The 20994-nt window shown below is 69.4% G+C and carries 22 protein-coding genes; 15 read left to right on the top strand and 7 right to left on the bottom strand.

The window, feature by feature from the left end:
- Nucleotides 1–336: hypothetical protein (locus tag E1218_RS11325; protein WP_132319050.1), on the top strand; the 336-nt coding region annotated here is incomplete at its 5' end.
- On the opposite strand, the gene otsB is transcribed toward E1218_RS11325, so the two are convergent.
- Genes otsB through E1218_RS11310 form a run of 3 tightly spaced genes read right to left on the bottom strand, consistent with a single transcriptional unit; the run spans nucleotide 302 to nucleotide 2063 of the window.
- Nucleotides 302–1135 carry a trehalose-phosphatase gene (gene otsB, locus E1218_RS11320; RefSeq protein WP_132319048.1) on the bottom strand — a complete coding sequence of 278 codons (834 nt, stop codon included), beginning with the start codon at nucleotides 1133–1135 and terminating at the stop codon, nucleotides 302–304. The two genes, E1218_RS11325 and otsB, sit on opposite strands and share 35 nt — an antisense overlap.
- On the bottom strand, nucleotides 1132–1752 hold the full coding sequence (locus tag E1218_RS11315) for a LytR C-terminal domain-containing protein (protein WP_132319046.1): 621 nt from the start codon (nucleotides 1750–1752) through the stop codon (nucleotides 1132–1134). Before E1218_RS11315 ends, otsB begins: the two co-directional genes overlap by 4 nt.
- Nucleotides 1753–1754: 2 nt before the next feature.
- Nucleotides 1755–2063, bottom strand: a complete 309-nt coding sequence (locus E1218_RS11310; RefSeq protein WP_132319044.1) for a DUF3263 domain-containing protein — start codon at nucleotides 2061–2063, stop codon at nucleotides 1755–1757.
- 202 nt (nucleotides 2064–2265) lie between these two features.
- On the opposite strand from E1218_RS11310, the gene E1218_RS11305 reads away from it, so the two are divergent.
- The 6 genes from E1218_RS11305 to E1218_RS11280 all read left to right on the top strand — a co-directional run bounded on the left by E1218_RS11305 (nucleotide 2266) and on the right by E1218_RS11280 (nucleotide 9658).
- On the top strand, nucleotides 2266–3648 hold the full coding sequence (locus tag E1218_RS11305) for an amidase (RefSeq protein ID WP_233712162.1): 1383 nt from the start codon (nucleotides 2266–2268) through the stop codon (nucleotides 3646–3648).
- Nucleotides 3639–4640, top strand: a complete 1002-nt coding sequence (locus E1218_RS11300; protein ID WP_132319040.1) for a Gfo/Idh/MocA family protein — start codon at nucleotides 3639–3641, stop codon at nucleotides 4638–4640. Before E1218_RS11305 ends, E1218_RS11300 begins: the two co-directional genes overlap by 10 nt.
- 6 nt (nucleotides 4641–4646) lie before the next feature.
- A complete protein-coding gene (locus E1218_RS11295; RefSeq protein ID WP_132319038.1) occupies nucleotides 4647–6044 on the top strand; it encodes an alpha,alpha-trehalose-phosphate synthase (UDP-forming) in 1398 nt (465 codons plus the stop codon).
- On the top strand, nucleotides 6031–7485 hold the full coding sequence (locus tag E1218_RS11290) for an FGGY family carbohydrate kinase (protein ID WP_132319036.1): 1455 nt from the start codon (nucleotides 6031–6033) through the stop codon (nucleotides 7483–7485). Before E1218_RS11295 ends, E1218_RS11290 begins: the two co-directional genes overlap by 14 nt.
- 182 nt (nucleotides 7486–7667) lie before the next feature.
- Nucleotides 7668–8156 carry an aspartate 1-decarboxylase gene (gene panD, locus E1218_RS11285; protein ID WP_132319034.1) on the top strand — a complete coding sequence of 163 codons (489 nt, stop codon included), beginning with the start codon at nucleotides 7668–7670 and terminating at the stop codon, nucleotides 8154–8156.
- Nucleotides 8153–9658 (top strand): aminopeptidase P family protein, encoded by a 1506-nt coding sequence (locus tag E1218_RS11280; protein WP_132319032.1) that lies wholly within the window; start codon nucleotides 8153–8155, stop codon nucleotides 9656–9658. Before panD ends, E1218_RS11280 begins: the two co-directional genes overlap by 4 nt.
- A gap of 66 nt (nucleotides 9659–9724) precedes the next feature.
- Here the strand turns inward: E1218_RS11280 and E1218_RS11275 are convergent, their stop codons facing one another.
- The gene (locus tag E1218_RS11275) at nucleotides 9725–11680 is read right to left on the bottom strand and encodes a M13 family metallopeptidase (RefSeq protein ID WP_132319030.1); all 1956 of its coding nucleotides are present in this window, start codon (nucleotides 11678–11680) and stop codon (nucleotides 9725–9727) included.
- 135 nt (nucleotides 11681–11815) lie between these two features.
- Between E1218_RS11275 and E1218_RS11270 the strand changes: the two genes are divergently transcribed.
- On the top strand, nucleotides 11816–12751 hold the full coding sequence (locus tag E1218_RS11270) for an SMP-30/gluconolactonase/LRE family protein (protein ID WP_132319028.1): 936 nt from the start codon (nucleotides 11816–11818) through the stop codon (nucleotides 12749–12751).
- A gap of 59 nt (nucleotides 12752–12810) precedes the next feature.
- Entirely contained in the window at nucleotides 12811–13758 is a 948-nt protein-coding gene (locus E1218_RS11265; protein WP_132319026.1) for an SMP-30/gluconolactonase/LRE family protein, read from the top strand.
- A gap of 44 nt (nucleotides 13759–13802) precedes the next feature.
- Here E1218_RS11265 and E1218_RS11260 read toward each other — a convergent pair whose 3' ends face one another.
- Both E1218_RS11260 and E1218_RS11255 read right to left on the bottom strand, forming a co-directional pair.
- Nucleotides 13803–14096, bottom strand: a complete 294-nt coding sequence (locus E1218_RS11260; RefSeq protein ID WP_132319024.1) for an HU family DNA-binding protein — start codon at nucleotides 14094–14096, stop codon at nucleotides 13803–13805.
- 155 nt (nucleotides 14097–14251) lie between these two features.
- Nucleotides 14252–15043 carry a phytanoyl-CoA dioxygenase family protein gene (locus E1218_RS11255; RefSeq protein WP_132319022.1) on the bottom strand — a complete coding sequence of 264 codons (792 nt, stop codon included), beginning with the start codon at nucleotides 15041–15043 and terminating at the stop codon, nucleotides 14252–14254.
- A 71-nt stretch (nucleotides 15044–15114) separates the two neighbouring features.
- On the opposite strand from E1218_RS11255, the gene E1218_RS11250 reads away from it, so the two are divergent.
- From E1218_RS11250 to E1218_RS11235, 4 genes are all read left to right on the top strand, one after another.
- The gene (locus tag E1218_RS11250; RefSeq protein ID WP_165949229.1) at nucleotides 15115–15918 is read left to right on the top strand and encodes a helix-turn-helix domain-containing protein; all 804 of its coding nucleotides are present in this window, start codon (nucleotides 15115–15117) and stop codon (nucleotides 15916–15918) included.
- 83 nt (nucleotides 15919–16001) lie between these two features.
- Entirely contained in the window at nucleotides 16002–17024 is a 1023-nt protein-coding gene (locus tag E1218_RS11245; protein ID WP_132319018.1) for an LCP family protein, read from the top strand.
- Nucleotides 17025–17041: 17 nt separating this feature from the next.
- Entirely contained in the window at nucleotides 17042–17923 is an 882-nt protein-coding gene (locus E1218_RS11240; protein ID WP_407657604.1) for a YndJ family protein, read from the top strand.
- The gene (locus E1218_RS11235) at nucleotides 17920–18483 is read left to right on the top strand and encodes a DUF1990 family protein (protein ID WP_132319009.1); all 564 of its coding nucleotides are present in this window, start codon (nucleotides 17920–17922) and stop codon (nucleotides 18481–18483) included. Before E1218_RS11240 ends, E1218_RS11235 begins: the two co-directional genes overlap by 4 nt.
- A 177-nt stretch (nucleotides 18484–18660) precedes the next feature.
- On the opposite strand, the gene E1218_RS11230 is transcribed toward E1218_RS11235, so the two are convergent.
- The gene (locus tag E1218_RS11230) at nucleotides 18661–19164 is read right to left on the bottom strand and encodes a tyrosine-type recombinase/integrase (protein WP_132319007.1); all 504 of its coding nucleotides are present in this window, start codon (nucleotides 19162–19164) and stop codon (nucleotides 18661–18663) included.
- Nucleotides 19165–19717: 553 nt separating this feature from the next.
- On the opposite strand from E1218_RS11230, the gene E1218_RS11225 reads away from it, so the two are divergent.
- The gene (locus E1218_RS11225; protein ID WP_132319005.1) at nucleotides 19718–20152 is read left to right on the top strand and encodes a VOC family protein; all 435 of its coding nucleotides are present in this window, start codon (nucleotides 19718–19720) and stop codon (nucleotides 20150–20152) included.
- Between the two features lie 53 nt (nucleotides 20153–20205).
- Nucleotides 20206–20883: a uracil-DNA glycosylase gene (locus E1218_RS11220; protein WP_132319003.1), complete on the top strand. Its 678-nt coding sequence runs from the start codon at nucleotides 20206–20208 to the stop codon at nucleotides 20881–20883.
- The last annotated feature ends 111 nt before the right edge of the window (nucleotides 20884–20994 follow it).

Below are 20994 nucleotides of genomic sequence, written 5' to 3'. Positions count from 1 at the left end.
TACCGGGTGAGGTTCCCGGTGGCAGGGGCGTTCACGATCGGGAACGTCGTCCTCAGCAAGCACGACCGCACGTACTTCGACGACGACGCCCTGGTGCGGCACGAGGAGCGGCACTCCTGGCAGTACTTCTGCCTGATCGGGCTGCCGCTGTGGCCGTTGTACGCCGTCGGCGTCGTCGTCTCGTGGGTGCTCACCGGTGACCCGGCGTCGCGGAACCCGTTCGAGCGGATGGCGAACCTCGAGGACGGGGGGTACGTCGAGCGGCCGATCCAGTCCTTCGGCCGGACGCTCAGCCAGACGTTCAGCGTGCTGCGATCGCGTCCGAAAGAGCCGTGAGCACGGTCACCACCCCGGTCGGGTCGTCCACGACGATGTCGGCGGCCTCGATCAGCTCGGTCGCGTTCGACGACCGCGTGGCCAGCAGCACGGCACGCAGACCGGCCTTGCGCTGCTCCTCGACCGCCCGGTACGCCGCCAGGTCGCCGAGGTCGTCGCCGGCGTACAGGATCGACCGAGCACCCGTGGACTCGAGCAGGCGCCGCACAGCGACTCCCTTGTCGATTCCCGGCGGCCGCAACTCCAGCACCAGGTTGCCCGGCTCCAGGCGGAGCTCTGTCGACTCCGCCAGCTCGGTCAGCGGCGTACGCAGCGTCTCGAGCGCACCGACCGGATCGGCCAGGCGGCGGGTGTGGACCGCGAGCGAGCTCTCCTTGTCCTCCACGAAGGCATCCGGTACGCCGAGCTCCCGCAGCAGCCCTGGAAGCCGGGAGCGCGCTTCGGCTACGCCTGCGGGCACCGGGTCGCTGGTCACCCTCCCGGACGCCGCCTCCCAGCGCTCCAGCCCGTAGTGGCCCAGGACGACGAGCTGCCCGAGGCCGGCGTGACCCGTGACGCCGCTCAGCTCGGTGGCGACCAGAGCCGGACGGCCGGTGACGATGGCGACCTGGTTCACCGAGCGGGCCAGCCGGGCGAGGGCGTCCAGAGCGCCGTCCACCGGCCGGGACTGCGCCGGGTCCTCGACCAGCGGAGCCAGCACGCCGTCGAAGTCCGTCGAGATCACCGCCGTGGCCGGATCGGCGACGATCGCCTCCCAACCCTCGCGTCCCGCGTCGGTCTGGATGGTCGGAGTACTCATCCGGTGTAGTCCGAGGTCAGGATCACGGTCAGGCGGTCCTTCTTCATGTTGTCCAGCGCGCCCTTGGTCCGGCCGACACCGAGGTCCCGGGCGAGCTGGTTGGCGGCGTCGAGCATGCCCGGCGGGTAGTACACGGTGCTGGCGGCGACCTTGCCGTGCCAGTTGTCGGCTCCGGCGACGGTCCAGCCGGCCTGCCGCGCCCGGCCGGAGACCGAGTCGGCCAGGCCCTTGCGGGACGTGTTGTTGTAGATCTCGACCGCCGGGCGCCGGTCGGCCGGGATGGTGGTCGGCTGCGTCGCCGGTGGCTGCGTGGGGGGCGGCGCCGTGGTGGGCTCGCCGGACGGCTCGGTCGACGGCTCGGTGGAGGGCTCGGTGGTGGGTGCCGGGGTCGGCTCCGCGGTCGGCGTCGAGGCCGGCCGCGGCACGCTCGCGCCTACCGTCGACGGACCGTCCGCCGGCTTCGGCGACGGCGTACTCGTGCCGGACGGCTCGTCCGCCGTGCTGTCGTTGCCGCGGGTGCCGAACAGCACCAGCAGGCCGGCGACGATCGCGACGACGGCGACCACGGCGACGAGGGACGAGAGGACCTGGCCCCTGTCGTCCTTCGGGCGGGTCATGGTCAGACCTCGATACCCAGCCGGCGTGCGGAGCGGGCGCGCTGCCGGGCGGCGCGCAAGCGACGCAGCCGTTTCACCAGCAGCGGGTCGTGGGCCAGCGCCTCGGGCCGGTCGATCAGGGCGTTGAGCACCTGGTAGTACCGGGTCGCGGACATCTGGAACTGGTCCCGGATCGCCTGCTCCTTGGCCCCGGCGTACTTCCACCAGTGGCGCTCGAAGGCGAGGATTGCACCGTCACGCTCGGAGAGCCCGTTCAAGGCCGGCGACGCAGCTTCGGCGGGGCCGGGAGAGCTGGCGTTGGCGCTGTCCATCTGCTGCTGACTCCTGTGCGGTCGGTGATCGTCCGTCCGCGCTCCACTGTACGTGTTGAACAACAGCGATGTCATTCACCGGTCGGACGACACGGAGCGTGTCGCCAGGCGGACTCCCGGCGCGGCCAACTCTGGCAGGATCGACGGGGTGAGCTCAACTCTGTCCGACCGGAATGGTGGGGTGGGGAAGGAATTTCGTGCGGTGGCGCTGGTGGAAGAGCTGCAGCAACGAAGCCGTGAGGTGGATTCGCTGGTCAACGCCGTCTGCACGCCCTCTCCCGCCGCACTCACGCATGCCGCCCAGCTGGACACAGAGCGTGACGAAGGACGCGTCCGTGGTCCGCTGCACGGCGTACCGGTTCTGGTCAAGGACAACGTCGACACCGCCGACCTGCCGACCACAGCCGGCTCGCTGGCGCTGGCCGACCAGCCGCCGCCCCTGCAGGACGCTGCCCTGGTACGGCGACTGCGTGACGCCGGGTGTGTCGTCCTCGGCAAGACCAACCTGAGCGAGTGGGCCAACTTCCGCGGCTCGGCGTCCTCGTCCGGCTGGAGCGCTTACGGCGGCCTCACCCGCAACCCGTACGCACTCAACCGCTCCGCCGGCGGCTCCTCGAGCGGATCGGGCGCCGCGGTCGCCGCGGGGCTGGCGGACTACGCCGTCGGCACGGAGACCAACGGATCGATCGTCTGCCCGGCCGCAGTGAACGGCATCGTCGGCCTGAAACCCACTGTCGGCCTCGTCCCACAGCAGGGCATCGTGCCGATCTCTCACTCGCAGGACACCGCCGGACCGATGACCAGGACGGTTTCCCAGGCGGCGGCGCTCCTGACCGTGCTCACCGGCGGAGGCACCGACTACAGCGAGAGCTGTCGAGGGACGGACCTCGGCGACGTCCGGATCGGCGTCCCCCGGGGTCCGCTCTGGGGCTACTCGACCGGGCTCGACGAGGTCACCGAGCACGCTCTCGGCATCCTCAGCCGCTGCGGGGCCACGCTGGTCGACCACCTGTCACTCCCGACCCCGGGCGGCGAGGAGGACCAGCTGCAGGTCCTCGCCCATGAGCTCAAGGTGGACCTGACGGCGTACCTGGCGACTCGTGCACCGGGCGGTCCGCGGACGCTGGACGACCTGATCGCCTTCAACAAGGAGCACGCCGACGTCGAGCTCCAGTGGTTCGGCCAGGAGCTGTTCGAGCGGGCGGCCGCCACCGAGGGCCTGGACTCCCCGATCTACGTCGCCTCCCGGCTGACCGCGCTGCGGGCCGGCCGGGACGGTATCGACGACCTGCTCCGGGACAACCAGCTCGACGCCCTCGTCACCCCGTCGTACTCGCCGGCCTGGACCATCGACCTGATCAACGGCGACCACGTGCTCGGCAGCTCCTCATCGCACGCCGCGCTGGCCGGGTATCCGCTGCTCTCGGTGCCGTCCGGACTGGTCGCCGGCCTGCCGGTCGGGATCACGTTCAGTGGCACCGCCCGGAGTGATGCCACGCTCATTCGCTTGGCTCACGCCTTCGAAACGGCGAGAATCGCTGCAGACGGACCGTTCCCGACCCCGGAGTTCACACAGTGGGTGTAGATCGCGTCAGGTGGGGCATCGTTGCTACTGGCAACATCTCCACGTCGTTCACGAGGGATCTGAAGCTGCTCCCCGACGACGCCGTGGTCACCGCTGTCGCGTCCCGGTCGCAGGACAACGCCGACCGGTTCGCCGCCGAGTTCGGCATCGAGCACGCGTACGACGACTACCGGCGGCTGCTCGACTCCGGCACGGTCGACGTGATCTACATCGGCACGCCGCACCCCCAGCACTACGCGGTCGCCCGGGCCGCTCTGCAGGCCGGGATCGCGGTCCTCTGCGAGAAGCCGGTCACGCTGACGGCCAAGCAGGCCCGGGACCTGGTCGCGGTCGCCGCCGAGCACCGGACCCTGTTCGCCGAGGCGATGTGGATGCGGACCAATCCCGTCGTCCAGGCGTTCTTCGCCGACCTGGCGAGCGGCGTGATCGGCGAGCCGCAGCAGGTCGTCGCCGACTTCGCCTTCCACAAGCCGGCGCTGCCTGCCCGGCTGCTCGACCCGGCGCTCGGCGGCGGATCGCTGATGGACGGCGGCATCTACCCGATGACCTTCACCTTCATGGCGCTCGGCCGCCCGGCCGAGGTGAAGGCGGTCGGCGCCCTCAACGAGGACGGCGTCGACCTGAACGTGGCGATGGCCTGGCGGTACGACTCCGGCGCGGTCGCCGCGCTGACCTGTGGCCTGCGCTCGCAGAACCCGTGGACGGCCTCGGTGAGTGGTCCGGAGGGCAGTCTGTTGCTGCCGCACCGCTTCCACCACCCGGAGTACTACGTGCGCAGCACGGCGGCCGGCCAGGAGCGGATCGACGTACCGGTGCATGGGCTTGGGTACCACTATGAGGCGGGGGACGTCATGCGCGCGTTGCGCGACGGCCTCGTCGAGGTGCCGTCACTGCCGCACGCCGGGACGATCGAGGTCCTCGAACTGCTCGACGAGACCCGTAGACAGATCGGGGTCAGGTACCCCGGTGACGACGAAGACCTGGGTGGATAACAGCAGATGCCGAACGGACGTAGTTCCTTCGTAGTGGTGGCCAATCGCCTTCCCGTCGACCGGATCGAGATGCCCGACGGCAGTACTTCGTGGCGGCGCAGCCCCGGCGGGCTGGTGACCGCGCTCGCCCCGGTGATGCAGCGTCACCACGGGGCCTGGATCGGCTGGACCGGCGGCGCGGACGAGAAGGTCGACCCCTTCGACAACGACGGGATGCACCTGGTCCCGGTGATGCTGTCCGCCGAGGACGTGCAGCTGTACTACGAGGGGTTCTCGAACGCGACCCTCTGGCCGCTGTACCACGACGTCATCGTCGCGCCGGAGTTCCACCGGGAGTGGTGGGAGTCGTACGTCGCGGTGAACCGGCGGTTCGCCGAGGCCGCCGCGGACGCCGCCGACGACAATGCCGACGTGTGGGTGCACGACTACCAGCTGCAACTGGTGCCGGCGATGCTGCGGCGGCTGCGGCCCGACGTCCGGATCGGGTTCTTCCTGCACATCCCGTTCCCGCCGACCGAGCTGTTCGCACAGATGCCGTGGCGGCGGCAGATCCTGGACGGCCTGATGGGTGCGGACCTGGTCGGTTTCCAGCGTCCCGGGGCCGCCTCGAACTTCGCCCGCCTGGCCCGCAACCGGATGGGCCTGCGCACCCGCGGCGACCGGATCCACCTGCCGGACGACCGGATCGTCCGGGCCAAGGCGTTCCCGATCTCCATCGACGTCGGCGAGCTGGAGAACACCGCCCGCCAGCCTGAGACCGAGGCCCGGGCGGCGGAGATCCGCGAGGAGGTCGGCAACCCCGCGCACGTGCTGCTGGGTGTCGACCGGCTCGACTACACCAAGGGCATCCGGCAACGGCTGCGTGCGTTCGGCGAACTGCTGGACGAGAAGCGCGTCTCGGTCGACGACGCGGTCTTCGTCCAGGTGGCGACACCGTCGCGTGAGCGGGTCGAGCAGTACCGCGTGCTGCGCGACGAGATCGAGCTGCTGGTCGGCCGGATCAACGGCGAGCACGGCCGGATCGGCACGCCGGCGATCAACTACCTGCACACGTCGTACTCCCGGACCGAGATGGCCGCGCTGTTCCGGGCCGCGGACGTCGCCGTGGTGACGCCGCTGCGCGACGGCATGAACCTGGTCGCCAAGGAGTACGTCGCCTGCCGGTACGACGACACCGGCGCGCTGGTGCTGAGCGAGTTCGCCGGGGCGGCCGACGAGTTCCGGCAGGCGTTCCTGGTGAACCCGCACGACATCAACGGGATGAAGGACACCGTCGTCGACGCGATGAACACCGACGACCGCCAGCTCGGCCGCCGGATGAAGGCGATGCGCAAGCACCTCGCGCAGCACGACGTGAACGTGTGGGCCGCGAGCTTCCTGAAGGCGCTGCATGACGACGACTGACGACGACCGGGGCGGTGGCGTGGCGCAGCCAGGACCCCGTGTTCTCGCACTCGACCTCGGTACGTCGTCCGCTCGCGCGCTGGTGCTGTCCGCCGAGGACGCCGCCCCGGTCCCGGGAGCGCTGGCGCGGTACAAGATCTCCCCGACGTACGCCACCGGCGGCTCGGCCACGCTCGACCTGCACGAGTACGTCGAGGGCCTGCTCGGCTGCCTGGACGAGCTCCAGCAGAACGGGCACCTCGACGACATCGGCGCGATCGTGGTCTCCTCGCAGTGGCACTCGATCGTTGCCCTCGACAGCAGGGGTGCACCGCAGACGCCGGTGATCACCTGGGCGGACACCCGCTCGGTGGACCTGGACCTCGGCTCGTCGTTCGACGAGCACGCGTTCCACGCGCGGACGGGTTCCTGGCTGCACCGGCTGTACTGGACGCGCCGCATTCCCTGGTTGCTGTCCGAAGGGTCGCCGGCCGGGTTCGCCGGTCTGCCGGACCTGGTGCTCGAGCGGCTCACCGGCGAGCGGGTGACCTCGGTGTCGATCGCGTCCGGCACCGGGACGCTCGACCTCGCCCGCGGGGTGTACGACGAGGAGGCGCTGGAGATCGCCGGTGCGAAGACCGAGCTGCTGCCGGCGATCGTGCCGTCAGGATGGACCGGTTCGTTGTCGGCGGAGTTCGGACGCCGCTGGCCGGGGCTGGTCGGCGTACCAGTGCATCCGCCGACCGGTGACGGTGCCGCGTCGAACGTCGGGACCGGTGGGTACGACGAGACGACGGCCGCGGTGACCGTGGGGACGTCGGCCGCCGTCCGGGTGGTGCACCCGATCGGCGACGCGCCGGAGCTGCCGTGGGAGTTGTGGCGGTACCGCGTCGACGACGAGCGCGCGGTGACCGGGATGGCGTTCTCTGCGGCGGGGAACCTGCATGCGTGGCTGACCGGGGTGCTCCAGCTGGCTTCCGAGGAGCCGACCACGGTCGAGATCGGGTCGTCGCGGGTGATCGCGATCCCGTTCCAGGCCGGTACGCGGCCGCCGGCGACCGTGCCGAGCGGCTCCGGGGTCTACTTCGGCCTGTCCTTCGACGACACCGGCGAAGACCTTCTGGCCGCGTCCCTGCAGGGCGCGTCCCTCGAGATCGACCTCGGCCTGCGCATGCTGGACACACTCTTCGGTCGCGAGCTCTCGGTCGTCCTGGGTGGTGGCGGCATCGACGCCTCCGCCTGGTGGCGGCGCTGCCTGACCGCGACCTTCGCCCGTCCCACCACCGTCTGTGCCGAGGCCGAAGTCGGCGCCCGCGGCGCCGCCGCCGTAGCCCTCGGCCTCTGCCCGGCGCCGGGCGGCGAACACCTCGAGCCGGTCGACGCGGAGGTCGCCCGGGTGGCCGATCTCCGCCCCCGCTACGCCGCCCTGCGCGAACTGGCCGCCCAGGCCTCAACCATTTGACCCGCCGCCCGACCTCGAGCGGGGGGCTTGAACACCATCCCGGGGGTGACCACCGGGAATTACCTGTTCCGGTCCACCAGTACCTGTTCAAGCCCCCGCCTTCTCGCGCAGGGCGGACCGCTGAACCGGTTGGGTGATGGCGGTTACTGACAGCGCCGGGGTGGGACCGGAGGATGGCGCGCATGTGGCGCGCGATGATGAAGTCCAAGGTGCACCGGGCGACGGTGACGCAGGCGGATCTGGACTACGTGGGGTCCTGCACGCTGGACGCCGCGTTGATGGACGCGGCCGACCTGCTGCCCGGCGAGAAGGTGGACATCGTCGACATCACCAACGGCAACCGGCTGTCGACGTACCTGATCGAAGGGCCGCGCGGCTCCGGCGTGGTCGGGATCAACGGGGCGGCGGCGCACCTGATCCACCCGGGTGACCTGGTCATCCTGATCGCGTACGGGACGTTCGACACCGCGGAGGCGAAGGTGTTCGAGCCGAGCGTAGTCTTCGTGGACGAGCACAATGCGATCACCCGCATCGGCTCCGACCCCGCCGAGGCGCTGCCCGACAGCGGCACGCTCCGCGGCGACGAAGTACACGTAGGTCCCGCCGTCGCACCGACCGACGGGGGCCTGACCGCACACACCCGCGCCGAGATGAGGACTGGTCGACGATGACCGACACGACCGAGACCACCGCCGATGTGACCGCAGCCGAGAACACCACCGCGGAGACCGCGACCGCGGCCAACGAGACCGCTGCCGCCACGCCGAAGACCGCGTCGCACGACAACGAGCCGAACCCGAAGCTCCGGGCGTTCATGAACTCCGGCTGGGCCGACTCTGAGCGACAGGACGTGACACTCAGTGACGTCGGCGGGTGGGCGGCCAAGCGGCGGGACGCGCTGTCGCAGGCCTTCCCCGGTGAGCGGCTGGTGATCCCCGCCGGCACGTACAAGGTCCGGTCGAACGACACCGACTTCGTCTTCCGCCCGCACACCGACTACGTCTGGCTGGCCGGCGACCAGACCTCGGACGCGGTCCTGGTGCTGGAGCCGAACGGCACCACCGGCCACGACTCGGTCCTGTACTTCCGCCCGCGGTCCGACCGCAGCGAGGGCGAGGAGTTCTGGCGCGACCGGATGTACGGCGAGCTGTGGGCCGGCCGCCGTCCGTCGCTGACCGAGACGGCCAAGGAGTTCGGCATCGAGACCCGGCACGTCGACCGGCTCGCGGACGCGCTGAAGGGCGACGTGCCGACCCGGGTACGGCGCGGTGAGCACGACTCGATCGCCTCGCTGCTGAGCGGCGCGAAGACCGACACCGACCGGGACCGGGAGCTGGCCGCGACGCTGTCGGAGCTCCGGCTGGTCAAGGACCCGTTCGAGATCGAGCAGCTGCGCAACGCGGTCGCGATCACGCACCGCGGCTTCTCCGACGTCCTGGCCGAGATGGACAAGGTCCGCGAGTACGGCGAACGCTGGATCGAGGGCACGTTCTGGCGCCGGGCCCGGGCCGAGGGCAACGACGTCGGCTACACGTCGATCGCGGCGGCCGGACCGCACGCGACCACGCTGCACTGGATCGAGAACGACGGCCCGGTGGTCGACGGCACGCTGATGCTGCTCGACATGGGCGTGGAGAACCGTCAGCTCTACACCGCGGACATCACCCGCACACTGCCGGTGAGCGGCGAGTTCACCCCACGCCAGCGCGACCTGTACCAACTGGTGCTGGACGCGCAGAACGCCGGGATCGACGCGCTCAAGCCGGGCGTCACCTTCCGGACCGCCCACGAGGCCGCGATGCAGGTGATCGTGCACGGCCTCGACGCGATGGACCTGCTGCCGGTGTCGGCCGAGGAGGCGCTCGACCCGGAGAGCATGCTCTACCAGCGCTACACGCTCCACGGTGTCAGCCACATGCTCGGCCTCGACGTGCACGACTGCTCGGCGGCGCGCGAGGAGAAGTACCGCAAGGGCGACCTGCAGACCGGCTACGTGCTCACGGTCGAGCCCGGCCTGTACTTCCAGGCCGACGACCTGACCGTCCCCGAGGACCTCCGCGGCATCGGCATCCGGATCGAGGACGACATCCTGATCACCGAGAACGGCGCCGAGAACCTCTCCGAGGCCATGCCCCGCACCGTCGAGGCGTTGCAGGACTGGATGTCTTCGTGAGCATGCGGAGTTCCTGAGCACCCGGGGACGACGGGGCGCACCAGTCGTGCGCCTCCGTCGTCCGGTTCACCAGATGCGGACGCGGTCCTCGGGCGCCAGCCACATGCCGTCGGACTCGCTGGTGGCGAAGGTCTGGTGGAACTCGTCGATGTTCTTCACCACCGCGTTGCAGCGGAACTCCGGCGGGGAGTGCGGGTCGATCGCGAGCCGGCGGGCTGCCTCCTCCGGGCGGGTCTTGGTGGACCACGCGGTCGCCCAGGAAAGGAAGAAGCGCTGGCTCCCGGACAGACCGTCGATGACCGGCGGCTCGGCGCCGTCCAGCGAGAGCTGGTGGGCGACGTAGGCGATCGACAGGCCGCCCAGGTCGCCGATGTTCTCGCCGAGGGTGAGCTTGCCGTTCACGTGCTGCCCCGGGGTCTCGGCCGGCGAGAGCACCTCGTACTGCGCGACCAGCTTGTCGGTGCGCTGCTCGAAGGCGGCCCGGTCGTCGTCGGTCCACCAGTCGTTGATGTTGCCGTCGCCGTCGTACCGCGAGCCCTGGTCGTCGAACCCGTGGCCGATCTCGTGCCCGATCACCGCGCCGATCGCGCCGTAGTTGACCGCGTCGTCGGCGTCCAGGTCGAAGAACGGCGGCTGCAGGATGCCGGCCGGGAAGACGATCTCGTTCATCCGCGGGTTGTAGTACGCGTTGACCGTCTGCGGCGTCATCTTCCACTCGGTCCGGTCGACCGGCTGCCCGAGCTTGGCCAGCTCGCGGGCGGTCTCCACCGCGACCGACCGGCGGACGTTGCCGACCAGGTCGGCCGGGTCGACCTCGAGCGCGCCGTAGTCCTTCCACTTGTCCGGGTAGCCGATCTTCGGCAGGAAGGTGCCCAGCTTGTCGAGCGCGCGCCGGCGGGTGTCCGCCCCCATCCAGTCGAGCGTGTCGATCCGCTGGCGGTAGGCCTCGACCAGGTTGGCCACCAACTCGACCATCCGGGCCTTCGCCGCCGGCGGGAAGTGCTCGGCGACGTACAGCTTGCCGAGCGCCTCGCCGAGGGCCGACTCGACCACGCCGACACCGCGCTTCCACCGCTCGCGCAGCTCCGGCGCACCGGTCAGTGTCTTGCCGTAGAAGGCGAAGTTCTCGTCCACGAAGGCCTTGCTCAGCAGCGGCGCCGCGTCGTGCACGACCCGCCAGCTCAGCCATTCCTTCCAGCGCTCGAGCTCGACCTCGCGCAGCGCCGCGGCGGCCGCGGTGAAGAAGTCGGGCTCCCGGACGACGACCTGCTCGATCGCACTCGCCGGTACGCCGGCGCCGGCCAGCCAGCGTGACCAGTCGAACCCCGGAGTGAGCTCGTCGAGCCCGGACCGGTCCAGCTTGTTGTAGGTGAGCGTGACGTCGCGGTCCTTGACCCGGTCCCAGTGGCCGGTCGCGATCCGCGTCTCCAGTTCCATGATCCGGGCCGCGGCACCGGCCGGATCGGGCAGCCCGGCAAGCTCGAGCATCCGGGTGACGTGTGCGACGTACGCCGTCCGGATCTCGGCGAAGGAGGTTTCGCGGTAGTAGGACTCGTCCGGCAGGCTGATGCCGCCCTGCATGAAGTACACGATGTACTCGTCGGACTTCTTCGCGTCGGCGTCGATCCAGATGTGGAACACCCCGGACACGCCCTGCAGCTCGAGCGTGCCGAGGGCGGCCACCAGGTCGCCGACGTCGGCGATGTCGCGGACCAGCGCGAGCTGGTCGGCGATCGGCTCGGCGCCGCGCGCCTCGATCGTCTCCTCGTCCATGAAGCTGCTGTAGAGGTCGGCGACCTTGCGCGCCTCGCTGCCCTCCGGGTGACCGGCGGCGACCGTCTTCTCGACGATGGCGCGGACGTCCTGCTCGGCCGTGTCCGACAACACGTGGAAGGCGCCGTAGATGGCCTTGTCCGCCGGGATCTCGTGCTGCTCCAGCCACGGCCCGTTCGCGTGTCGGTACAGGTCGTCCTGCGGTCGCACGTCGCCGGACAGACCCGAAGTATCGATCCCTGCTGTCATCCCTGCCCTACTCCTTCAGCGCGTGAGCTTGCTGCCAGCGACAGTACCCGCTGGCGGCGATCGGGGCTTTGAACTATCCACAGGTCCGTGCCGTTCAACCGGTAGAAGAACATCCGGATCAGGAGGGACCCGCCAATGCCACGCCTCGTCCGCCGCCTCACCGCCGTACTCAGCGTGCCCGCGCTGATGCTCGGCCTCGTCAGCACCTCGGCCTCCGCACACCCGACGAAGTTCCCCACCCGGATCGAGCTGCCGGACGGCTTCCAGCCGGAAGGGATCGCGATCGACCGCGGGACGGCGTTCTTCGGCTCGCGGCTCGACGGTGACATCTACGCCGCCGACCTGAAGACCAGCCGGGGCGAGGTCATCAGTGAGGGCCCGGGCACCGGCTCGCTCGGGATGAAGGTGGACCACCGGGGCCGGCTGTTCGTGGCCGGCGCGGCCGGTGGTAACGGCCGGGTCGTCGACACCCGCACCGGCGAGGTGCTGGCGAGCTACACCTTCGCCACCGCCCCGACGTTCGTGAACGACGTGATCGTGGGCAAAGACGCCGCCTACTTCACCGACTCGCGCAGGCCGGTCTTCTACAAGGTTCCGCTCGGCCGCCACGGCACGCTGCCGGCGCAGTCTGCTGTGAAGACCATCGCCTACAGCGGCGAGTACCAGCACGTACCGGACGTCAACAACGCCAACGGCATCGCCCTGACCCCGGACCGGCGCGCCCTGATCATCGTGCAGTCGTCCACCGGGTTCCTGTTCCGCGTCGACCCCGGCACCGGCAGCACGCGCCGGATCGACATCGGCGACGAGCTGATGACGAACGGCGACGGCCTGCTGGTCATCGGCACCACCCTGTACGTCGTGCAGAACCGGCTCAACCAGATCGCGGTGCTCAAGCTCGACCCGTCGGGCACACGGGGTCACCTGGTCGACAGGATCACCAGTCCGGACTTCGACGTACCCACGACCGCGGCGGCGTTCGGTAACCGCCTGTACCTCCCGAACGCCCGCTTCAACGTCCAGCCGCCCCTTCCGACCACGCCGTACTGGGTCACAGCGGTCAAGCGCTGAACCGTTCACCCGTACGACGGGTCGTCCTACGGTGGAATCTCTTAGGGGAGGAAGTACTCATGTTCATCCGTAGTGTCACTGCCCTGCTCGGTCTCGCCGCACTGATCCTCGGGCTGACCACCGCACCCGCCACAGCGGCGACCAGTTCCGGCAGCACCGGGAAGCACGCCTTCCCGACCAGGATCGCGCTGCCGGACGGGTTCCGCCCGGAGGGCATCGCGATCAAGGGCGGTACGGCGTACCTCGGCTCGCTGGCCGACGGCGACATCTACGCCGTCAGCCTGCGGACCGGCAAGGGCAAGGTGATCAGCCAAGGCCCCGGTACACCGTCGGTCGGGCTGAAGATCGACCGCCGCGGCCGGCTGTTCGTGGCCGGCGGACCGGCGGGGACGGCTCGCGTGGTCGACAGCCGCACGGGCAGGATTCTGGCGAACTACCAGCTCGCACCGGGCGCACCGACGTTCGTCAACGACGTCGTGCTCGGCAGGCACGCCGCCTACTTCACGGACTCCCAGCGGCCTGTCATCTACAAGGTGCCGTTCGGACGTCACGGCAAGCTGCTCGGTCAGTCCGCCGTCCGCACGATCCCGTTGACCGGTGACTACGAGCACCAGACCGGCTTCAACGTCAACGGCATCACCCTGACTCCGGACCGGCGCGCGCTGATCATCGTGCAGTCGTCGACCGGTCTGCTGTTCCGGGTGAACCCGTGGACCGGCGTCACCCGGCGGGTCGACCTGGCCGTCCCGATGACCAACGGAGACGGGCTGCTGACGATCGGCCGGAGGCTGTACGTGGTCCAGAATCAGTTGAACAAGATCGCGGTCGTCAAGCTGAACCGGGCCGGCACCTCGGGCTCACTGGTACGTGAGATCACCAGTCCGGACTTCGACGTACCGACGACGGTGGCCACGTTCGGCAAGCGGCTCTACCTGCCGAACGCGCGCTTCAACGTCCAGCCGCCGCTTCCGACCACGCCGTACTGGGTGACAGCCGTACGGCGCTAGCGCCAGAGCAGCCGGGTGGCCGCGTGCCGCCCGGCTGCACGGCGTCAGGAGAGGGTGCGGAGGTCTCCCCGGGCAGCGGCCTTCAGCCGGCTGCCGCAGGACAGCCGGACGGAGTAGCCGGCCGGGATGGACAGCGGCTCGCCGGTCTGCGGGTTGCGGCCGGTGCGCGGGGCCCGCATCACCCGCTCGATGCTCAGCAGACCGGTCAGCGACACCTTGTCGCCCTTGTGCACGGCCTCGGTGACGACGTCGCCCAGCGCGTCGAGGACCTTCTCGGCCTGGTTCCGCGGAATGCCCGCCTTCTGCGCCACGCCGGCGATCAGCTCGCTGCGATTCACGGCTCTCCTCAGACTCGTGCCGCCGGGCGGCACTTCGGACGCCGCGCGGTCGATCGCCAGCACCTTAACCGAAATGATTGTCGTTAGCGAGAAGCGACCGCATTCCGGTCAACCGCGGTCCCGCGGGAACTTCGCGGCCGGGCGGCGTCGTCCGGTCACAGCCCGTCCTGGTCGTGCCAGTGGTTCTGCCACCGCCCGTCGATCGCGTCGTCGGACCGCTGGTACCGGATGTCGGTGGACAGCCGGATGCCGTCGGAGACGTTGTCCAGGGCGGCGTGGATCGTGTGCGCGGTGTGAATGACCAGGTCACCGGCCGCGTAGTCGGTCACCAGCCAGCGGGCGTCGTACTCGTCGGCCAGCCCGGGCAGGTCCGCGGTCATTGACGCGGCCGGGCGCTTGAGCCGTCCTGCGGCCTCCTCCTCGAGCACGCGCTGATGACTGCCCTCCAGATACGTCAGACCGCCGCGGGCGACCGCACAGTCGCCGAGCGGGATCCACGCGGACAGCACCTGGTCACTGCCCCCTCTGAGGTACACCAGGTCGTAGTGCGCCTGTGTCGCCGTACCGATCCCGTTCTCGCCCGGTGCGGTCTGCCGGATGATCTTCCGCTTGTGCAGAAAGGGTTCTCCGCCCAGGAACCACTGGAACCATCCCTTGATGGCCGGCTGCGCGCAGAAGGCGGCGTACTCCGGCCCCGGCACGACCTGGTCGAACAGCACCTTCCGGTACGACGCCCTGTCCGGCGCAGCCCCCGTCAGTCCGAAGTAGTACCGGCGGAAGTCCTGCACCACAACGGGATCCAGCAATCCGGTCAGGAACAGGTACCCGTCCCGCCGCAGCCGGTCGCGCAGCCGCGGCAGCTCCGTACGTTCGCGATCCGGCACGACGGCCAATTCACCCAGCCGCTGTGGGGACTGGTCGAGCACATAACCGTTGGAAGTGAGCACAGCACCATTCCACCTGCGGTTGGCGGCCAGCCGGAATGGACACGGACGACCTGTTCTTGGACCCTTGTGACGTGCGGAACTGGTCGATCTACCTGACTCCAGGTCACTCCGAGCGTCAACTTGGACTCTTCTGCCTCGGGGCCGGTGAGCAGGAGAACCGCCCCGGGCCGACACCGGAACGCGCGCTGGGGTGCCATGCCCTCGTATGGATCAAAGAAGGCCACGGGCACCTGCTGCACGGGCCTGACCGCCAATTGTTCGACGTGCAGGCACCCGCAATGCTCTGGCTACACCCAGGCGTGTTGCACGGCTACCGCCCTGCCACTCGCTGGCGCCAGGCCTGGGCGCTCTTCAGTGGCCCCGCGACCACAGCACTCACCACGCTGGGCCACCTCGACCCCACTGAGCCAGTACGGCGCTATGCCGATCCGCGAACCGTCGACCGCGCGTTCACTCGACTGCTCCGCGTCAGCGCGACGCGAAACGCCGTACAGACTGTTGCGGCGCTTTATGACCTCGTCGCCCAGGCAGCACCGCCACCGGACGACGACATAGCTGCTCAACTCGCCGGACTCGCCTGCAAGGCGCTGAGCATCCAGGACTATGCCGCCGAGCTCGGCCTCAACGTGAAGGAGCTCCGCGACGCTGTCCGGCGAACGACGGGTTCCACGCCGCAGGAACTGGTCCTGACCACAAGACTCAACACTGCCAAGGCTCTGCTCGCGGAGGAGGAACTGTCCGTGGGAGCGGTCGCACGGCGGGTCGGGTACGACGATCCGGCGTATTTCACCCGGTTGTTCACCGCACGGGTCGGTCTGTCACCCCGCGCGTTCCGGCGGTCCGGTTCGATTCCGACCCCGTTTTCCTCCTTCTGAAGGAGGCGCGATCGACTTTCAGACCGGTAGAACCGTCCACCGGGGTGACGTCCTGACCGGCCGGCCCCGCTACGGTCGTGGGTATGAGTCAACCGCAGCCCATCGACCCGCGCTACGTGAACCGGCCGCCGGCCAAGCCGAAGAAGCGGCGCAACTGGTTTCTCCGGACCGTCGGACTGATCGTCTTGCTGTTCGTCCTCATGCTGGTCGCGGTCCCGCTGTACGCGTGGAGCCGGATCGACAAGATCGACGCGATGCCGACCGGCGACCGGCCCGCCGACACGCCCGGTACGACGTACCTGATGGTCGGCTCGGACAGCCGCGACGACCTCAGCCGGGCCGAGCGGGCCAGGCTGCACACCGGCGGCGAGGCCGGTGCCCGGACCGACTCGATCATGCTCATGCACGTCCCGGAGTCCGGCCCGACCGCGCTGGTCAGCATTCCGCGCGACAGCGTGGTCGATGTCCCGGGGCAGCGGAACAAGCGCAAGATCAACGCCGCGTACGCGATCGGCAACGGCAACCCCGCGCTGCTGATCCAGACCATCGAGGAGGCGACCGGACTGCGGATCGACCACTACGTCGAGATCGGCTTCGGCGGCTTCGCCTCGGTCATCGACAGTGTCGGCGGGATCGAAATGTGCTTGCCAAAGGCAATGAAGGACGCTGACGCGCACATCGACCTGCCGGCCGGATGCCAGGAGCTCGACGGGGTGAACGCCCTCGGCTACGTCCGGTCCCGGAAGGCGGACGGACAGAACGACTTCGGCCGGGTGCAGCGGCAGCGCGAGATGGTCGGCGCGGTCGCGCAGGAGGTCGCCTCGCCGTCGACGTTCCTGAACCCGGTGCGGTTCTACAACGTCGCGACCAAGGGCGTCGACGCACTGACCGTGGACCGGGACATGGGGCTGGTCGACTTCGGCCGGTTCGCCCTCGGGATGCGGGCGATCTCCGGCACCGGCGGCGTCAACCTGACCGTCCCGATCGGTGACGACAGCTACCAGACGCGGCAGGACGGTGTCGGCGTCCGCTGGGACCGCCCGAAGGCGCTGGCCCTGTTCAACGCGCTCAAGGAGGACAACACCAGCAGTCTGAAGAGCAGTTGACCGCTCTCGTCCACGCAGTGGTGAGCCTGGGCATGCTGGTCATAATCCCTCTCGGGCTCACCCTGCTGCCCCACCCGCTCACTCACCCCGCGAGTCTGCTCCGCCGCACGCTCACCACGTCGCCACACCCCGCCAGCCTGCTTCCGCGGACCCTCCGATCGCGGCCTGAGTCCGTCACGCCCAGCCCTCGGTGGTGCTTCTTCTTCGCGGTGCCCGGCGTTCTTTCCCTCTGGCTCCCGCGCGGTCCGGTGTCGATCGCCCTGGCCTCGGTCTATCTCGCCGGCACCCTTCTCCTCATCGCACTCGCCGCCCACGACTTCCTCCGCAACAAACGCCTGCACCCCCGTGAGATCGCGCTGTACACCGCCCTCGCCACCCCCTCGATCGCGGCACTGGCCCTGGTGGCCGAGCGATCGTCGTACGAGTTGTTCGGCTTCACCCTGACCGTCCTCTCGCTGACCGTCGCGCACTTCCACTTCGCCGGGTTCGCGGCCGCGCTGATCGCCTTCCTGGTAGCCGGTCCGCGGACGACAACCGGCGACGCGGCCGCGGTCAGCGTCCCGCTCGGCACCGGGATCGTCCTGCTCGGCTTCTTCCTCGGCGACCCGGTCGAGCTCTCGGGCGCCGCCGTACTCACCGCCGGCATGTGGCTCGTCGGCTGGAACCTCTGGCGCCGATCACGGGCCACCGACCGGACCACCGGCGTACTGCTCACGACGTCCGCCGCAACGCTCGTCGTCACCATGCTGCTGGCGTTGAGCTGGGCGTTGGGTCACGTTGCCCCCACGCCGTACCTACCGTTGGAGTGGATGGTCGCCACGCACGGCTTGGCGAACGCGGTCGGCTTCGCACTCTGCGGGGTACTGGCCTGGCGACGACTCGCGAAGGGGGCCGGATGAAGCTCGAGGACCTGGACGATCTGCGGTTCACCTACCACGCGGTCGGTTCCACCCGGTACGGCGAGACCCCGCCCGGCTACCACCGGATGGAGTACAGGGCCCGGCTCGGCGAGGGCGACGAGGTGTTCCACCGCGCGGGCGAGGCATTGCTGAACTGGCGGATGCACCGCACCGCGGGCCTGCCGATGACCGCGACCGACACCCCCGCGACGATCGGCACGAACTCCCTCGGCCGCCTGGGCGTGGGCATGCTGGTCGGCCGCCTGCGTACCGCGATACCCATCGGCCTCGTCGGTTTCCCGGTCCCCTGCCGCGTCGTCTGGACGGTCGACGAACCCGACCGCGTCGGCTTCGCCTACGGCACCCTCGAAGGCCACCCGGCCTCCGGCGAGGAGTCCTTCGTCGTCACCAGCGAACCCGACGGCATCCACTTCACCGTCCGCGCCTACAGCCGCCCCGCCACCTGGTACACCCGCCTCGGCGGCCCGCTCACCCGCCGAGCCCAGCAACAGGCCGCTCGCCGCTACACCAGATCCCTCCGCCGCCTCGCCACCCCCTGACCCCACAGCAAAGGCCTCGCAAGCTCATACCTTGCGAGGCCAGGCTCATTCCTACCAGGCGAAGCAAGCCCCACAGGTGACCAACACGCCAACAAATCAAGAGCTTCACCCGGCCTGAACGTGATGCCACGCCAATCACGATCAGCGCGATGGTTGCAGTCGCGGTTGCAGTTGGGTTCATCCCCACAGCGCCTTCCCCATCCGGTCGGCGGCATCGCGGGCGAGCCGCGATGTGACGTGGGTATCGCGCTTGGTCACCGCTAGCGACGAGTGGCCTAGGATCTCTTGCACGACCCTGATGTCCACGCCCTGCTCCAGGAGCAGAGTCGCGGCGGTATGGCGAGCATCGTGGAAACGAGCAGGCGGTACGCCAACCTCATCGAGCAACGCACGCCATTCCTTCCGGTCGTCAGTCGGGTCAATCGGCCGGCCATCCGGGCGACGGAAGACAAGATCCCGATCGTTCCAGGCGCTGCCTGCTGCCAGCCGTTCAGCCGCCTGAGCAGCTTTGTGTGCCCTGAGCAGCGGAATCAGCGGCTCCGGAATCGGCACGGGTTGAGTCTTTCGTCCTTTGGGCTTCTTGAACTCCCATTCACCGCCGCTGCGCTCCGGACAGTACCGCGCATGCCCAACACAATCAGGGCCACAGGTTTCCTTGTGCCTGGTTCGAATGCATTCCACGGGATCTGCACACGGGCCATGGCATCATCGCTCGTATGTGGCGGACTGGGGATTGGCGCGATAGCCCCTGGTATTTCGTGGTGGGTGGCGTTGGGATCGCGCTTGGCGGCCTGATCGCAATCGTGGGTGACAGCTCTCGACCAGGCTGGGCCCGGTGGCTCGCGGTAGCCGGCATGCTGATCAGCGTCGTTGTCCCCGCATGGGTTCTGTGGCGACTGTACCTGCGTGGCGGCCGCGGGAGACACGGCAAGCAGTGAACTGAGGCCAGTGCTTTGAGTACCGGATGGACTGGCCTCGGACCGAGTCTCCTCGGTTGCAGTTCCGGTTGCAGTTCGGCGAAGTTCGACCCGATCCACAGGAGTCCAGTGTCCTGCAAAACAAGGACTCTTCAAACGTCGGTGAACCAGGGCACACCACGGACGGCCAAGCTCATACCTTGCGAGGCCGCCACCTTTGTACCAGCGCCCGCCATCCATCCAGGTGAGCAACACACCAACAAACCAAGAGCAACAACCGGCGTGCGGTCGGAGTGCGCGGGTTCTAGAGTGGGCTGATGTCGTCGGTCAAGAAGTTCCAGGTCACTTTCGACTGCGCGGAGCCTGAGCGGGTCGCGCGGTTCTGGTGCGAGGTGCTCGGGTACGTCGTACCGCCGCCTCCGAAGGGGTTCGACAGCTGGACGGATTTCGACCGGGCGCAGCCGCCGGAGGAGCAGGGGGCGGCGTTCGCGTGCGTCGATCCCACCGGTGTGGGACCGCGGCTGTTCTTCCAGCGCGTTCCCGAAGGCAAGGTCGTGAAGAACCGGGTGCATCTCGACGTCCGGGTCGGTACCGGGCTGGTGGGTGACGAGCGCGTGGCCGTGCTCGAGGCCGAAGCTGCGCGGCTGGTCGCTCTCGGCGCGACCCGCGTGCAACTGCTGGTCGCCGACGAGCAGAACGAGTCGTGCCTGGCGATGCAGGACGTCGAGGGCAACGAGTTCTGTCTCGACTGAGCGGCCCCGACCCGGGGATGCGGGTCGGCCGCCGGGCTGCGAAACTGTGGCGGGTGAGTCCTAAGACGTTGACGGATCTGGTGGCTACCGGCTGGGCCGAGGCGCTCGCCCCGGTCGAGGACACGGTCGCGAAGATGGGCGAGTTCCTGCGGGCGGAGATCGCCGCCGGACGCCCGTACCTGCCGGCGGGTGAGAACGTACTGCGCGCCTTCCAGCGACCGCTGGAGCACGTGAAGGTGCTGATCGTCGGCCAGGACCCGTACCCGACACCCGGGCATCCGGTCGGCCTGAGCTTCTCGGTCGCACCGGACGTCCGCCCGATCCCCCGCAGCCTGGCCAACATCTACCGCGAGTTGATGGCGGACGTCGGCGTACCGGCCCCGTCGAACGGCGACCTGACCCCGTGGGCCGACCAGGGCGTGCTGATGCTCAACAGAGTCCTGACCGTCCAGCCCGGCAAGTCCGGCGCCCACCGCGGCAAAGGCTGGGAGATCGTCACCGAGCAGGCGATCCACGCCCTGGTCAAGCGCGGCGGCCCCCTGGTGGCGATCCTCTGGGGCCGCGACGCCCAAACCCTCAAGCCGATGCTGGGCAGCACCCCGTACGTCGAGAGCGCCCACCCCAGCCCGATGTCCGCCGACCGGGGCTTCTTCGGCTCCCGCCCGTTCAGCCGAGTCAACGCGATCCTCGCAGAACAAGGCGCAGCTCCCGTCGACTGGCGCCTTCCTTAGGCCTCTCGGCACGGCCATCTGTCTGAACCGACAGACAGCCGCCGCCCAAGGCGGTGTCCGTCGGTGGTGTTCAGGTGCCCGCGGGCTGCGTGGTGCCGGTCCAGCTGTGCC

The organism is Kribbella turkmenica, assembly GCF_004348725.1.
In the GTDB taxonomy this organism is placed as follows: Bacteria; Actinomycetota; Actinomycetes; order Propionibacteriales; family Kribbellaceae; genus Kribbella; species Kribbella turkmenica.
Note: the sequence above shows the minus strand (reverse complement) of the source record. Positions and strands in the feature narration are given on the sequence as shown.

What these genes read in the sequence shown, in the direction of transcription:
- otsB (WP_132319048.1), bottom strand. Translation starts at nt 1,135, where the DNA reads ATGAGTACTCCGACCATCCAGACCGACGCGGGACGCGAGGGTTGGGAG.
- E1218_RS11315 (WP_132319046.1), bottom strand. Translation starts at nt 1,752, where the DNA reads ATGACCCGCCCGAAGGACGACAGGGGCCAGGTCCTCTCGTCCCTCGTC.
- E1218_RS11310 (WP_132319044.1), bottom strand. Translation starts at nt 2,063, where the DNA reads ATGGACAGCGCCAACGCCAGCTCTCCCGGCCCCGCCGAAGCTGCGTCG.
- E1218_RS11295 (WP_132319038.1), top strand. Translation starts at nt 4,647, where the DNA reads ATGCCGAACGGACGTAGTTCCTTCGTAGTGGTGGCCAATCGCCTTCCC.
- E1218_RS11290 (WP_132319036.1), top strand. Translation starts at nt 6,031, where the DNA reads ATGACGACGACTGACGACGACCGGGGCGGTGGCGTGGCGCAGCCAGGA.
- panD (WP_132319034.1), top strand. Translation starts at nt 7,668, where the DNA reads ATGTGGCGCGCGATGATGAAGTCCAAGGTGCACCGGGCGACGGTGACG.
- E1218_RS11280 (WP_132319032.1), top strand. Translation starts at nt 8,153, where the DNA reads ATGACCGACACGACCGAGACCACCGCCGATGTGACCGCAGCCGAGAAC.
- E1218_RS11275 (WP_132319030.1), bottom strand. Translation starts at nt 11,680, where the DNA reads ATGACAGCAGGGATCGATACTTCGGGTCTGTCCGGCGACGTGCGACCG.
- E1218_RS11270 (WP_132319028.1), top strand. Translation starts at nt 11,816, where the DNA reads ATGCCACGCCTCGTCCGCCGCCTCACCGCCGTACTCAGCGTGCCCGCG.
- E1218_RS11265 (WP_132319026.1), top strand. Translation starts at nt 12,811, where the DNA reads ATGTTCATCCGTAGTGTCACTGCCCTGCTCGGTCTCGCCGCACTGATC.
- E1218_RS11245 (WP_132319018.1), top strand. Translation starts at nt 16,002, where the DNA reads ATGAGTCAACCGCAGCCCATCGACCCGCGCTACGTGAACCGGCCGCCG.
- E1218_RS11235 (WP_132319009.1), top strand. Translation starts at nt 17,920, where the DNA reads ATGAAGCTCGAGGACCTGGACGATCTGCGGTTCACCTACCACGCGGTC.
- E1218_RS11225 (WP_132319005.1), top strand. Translation starts at nt 19,718, where the DNA reads ATGTCGTCGGTCAAGAAGTTCCAGGTCACTTTCGACTGCGCGGAGCCT.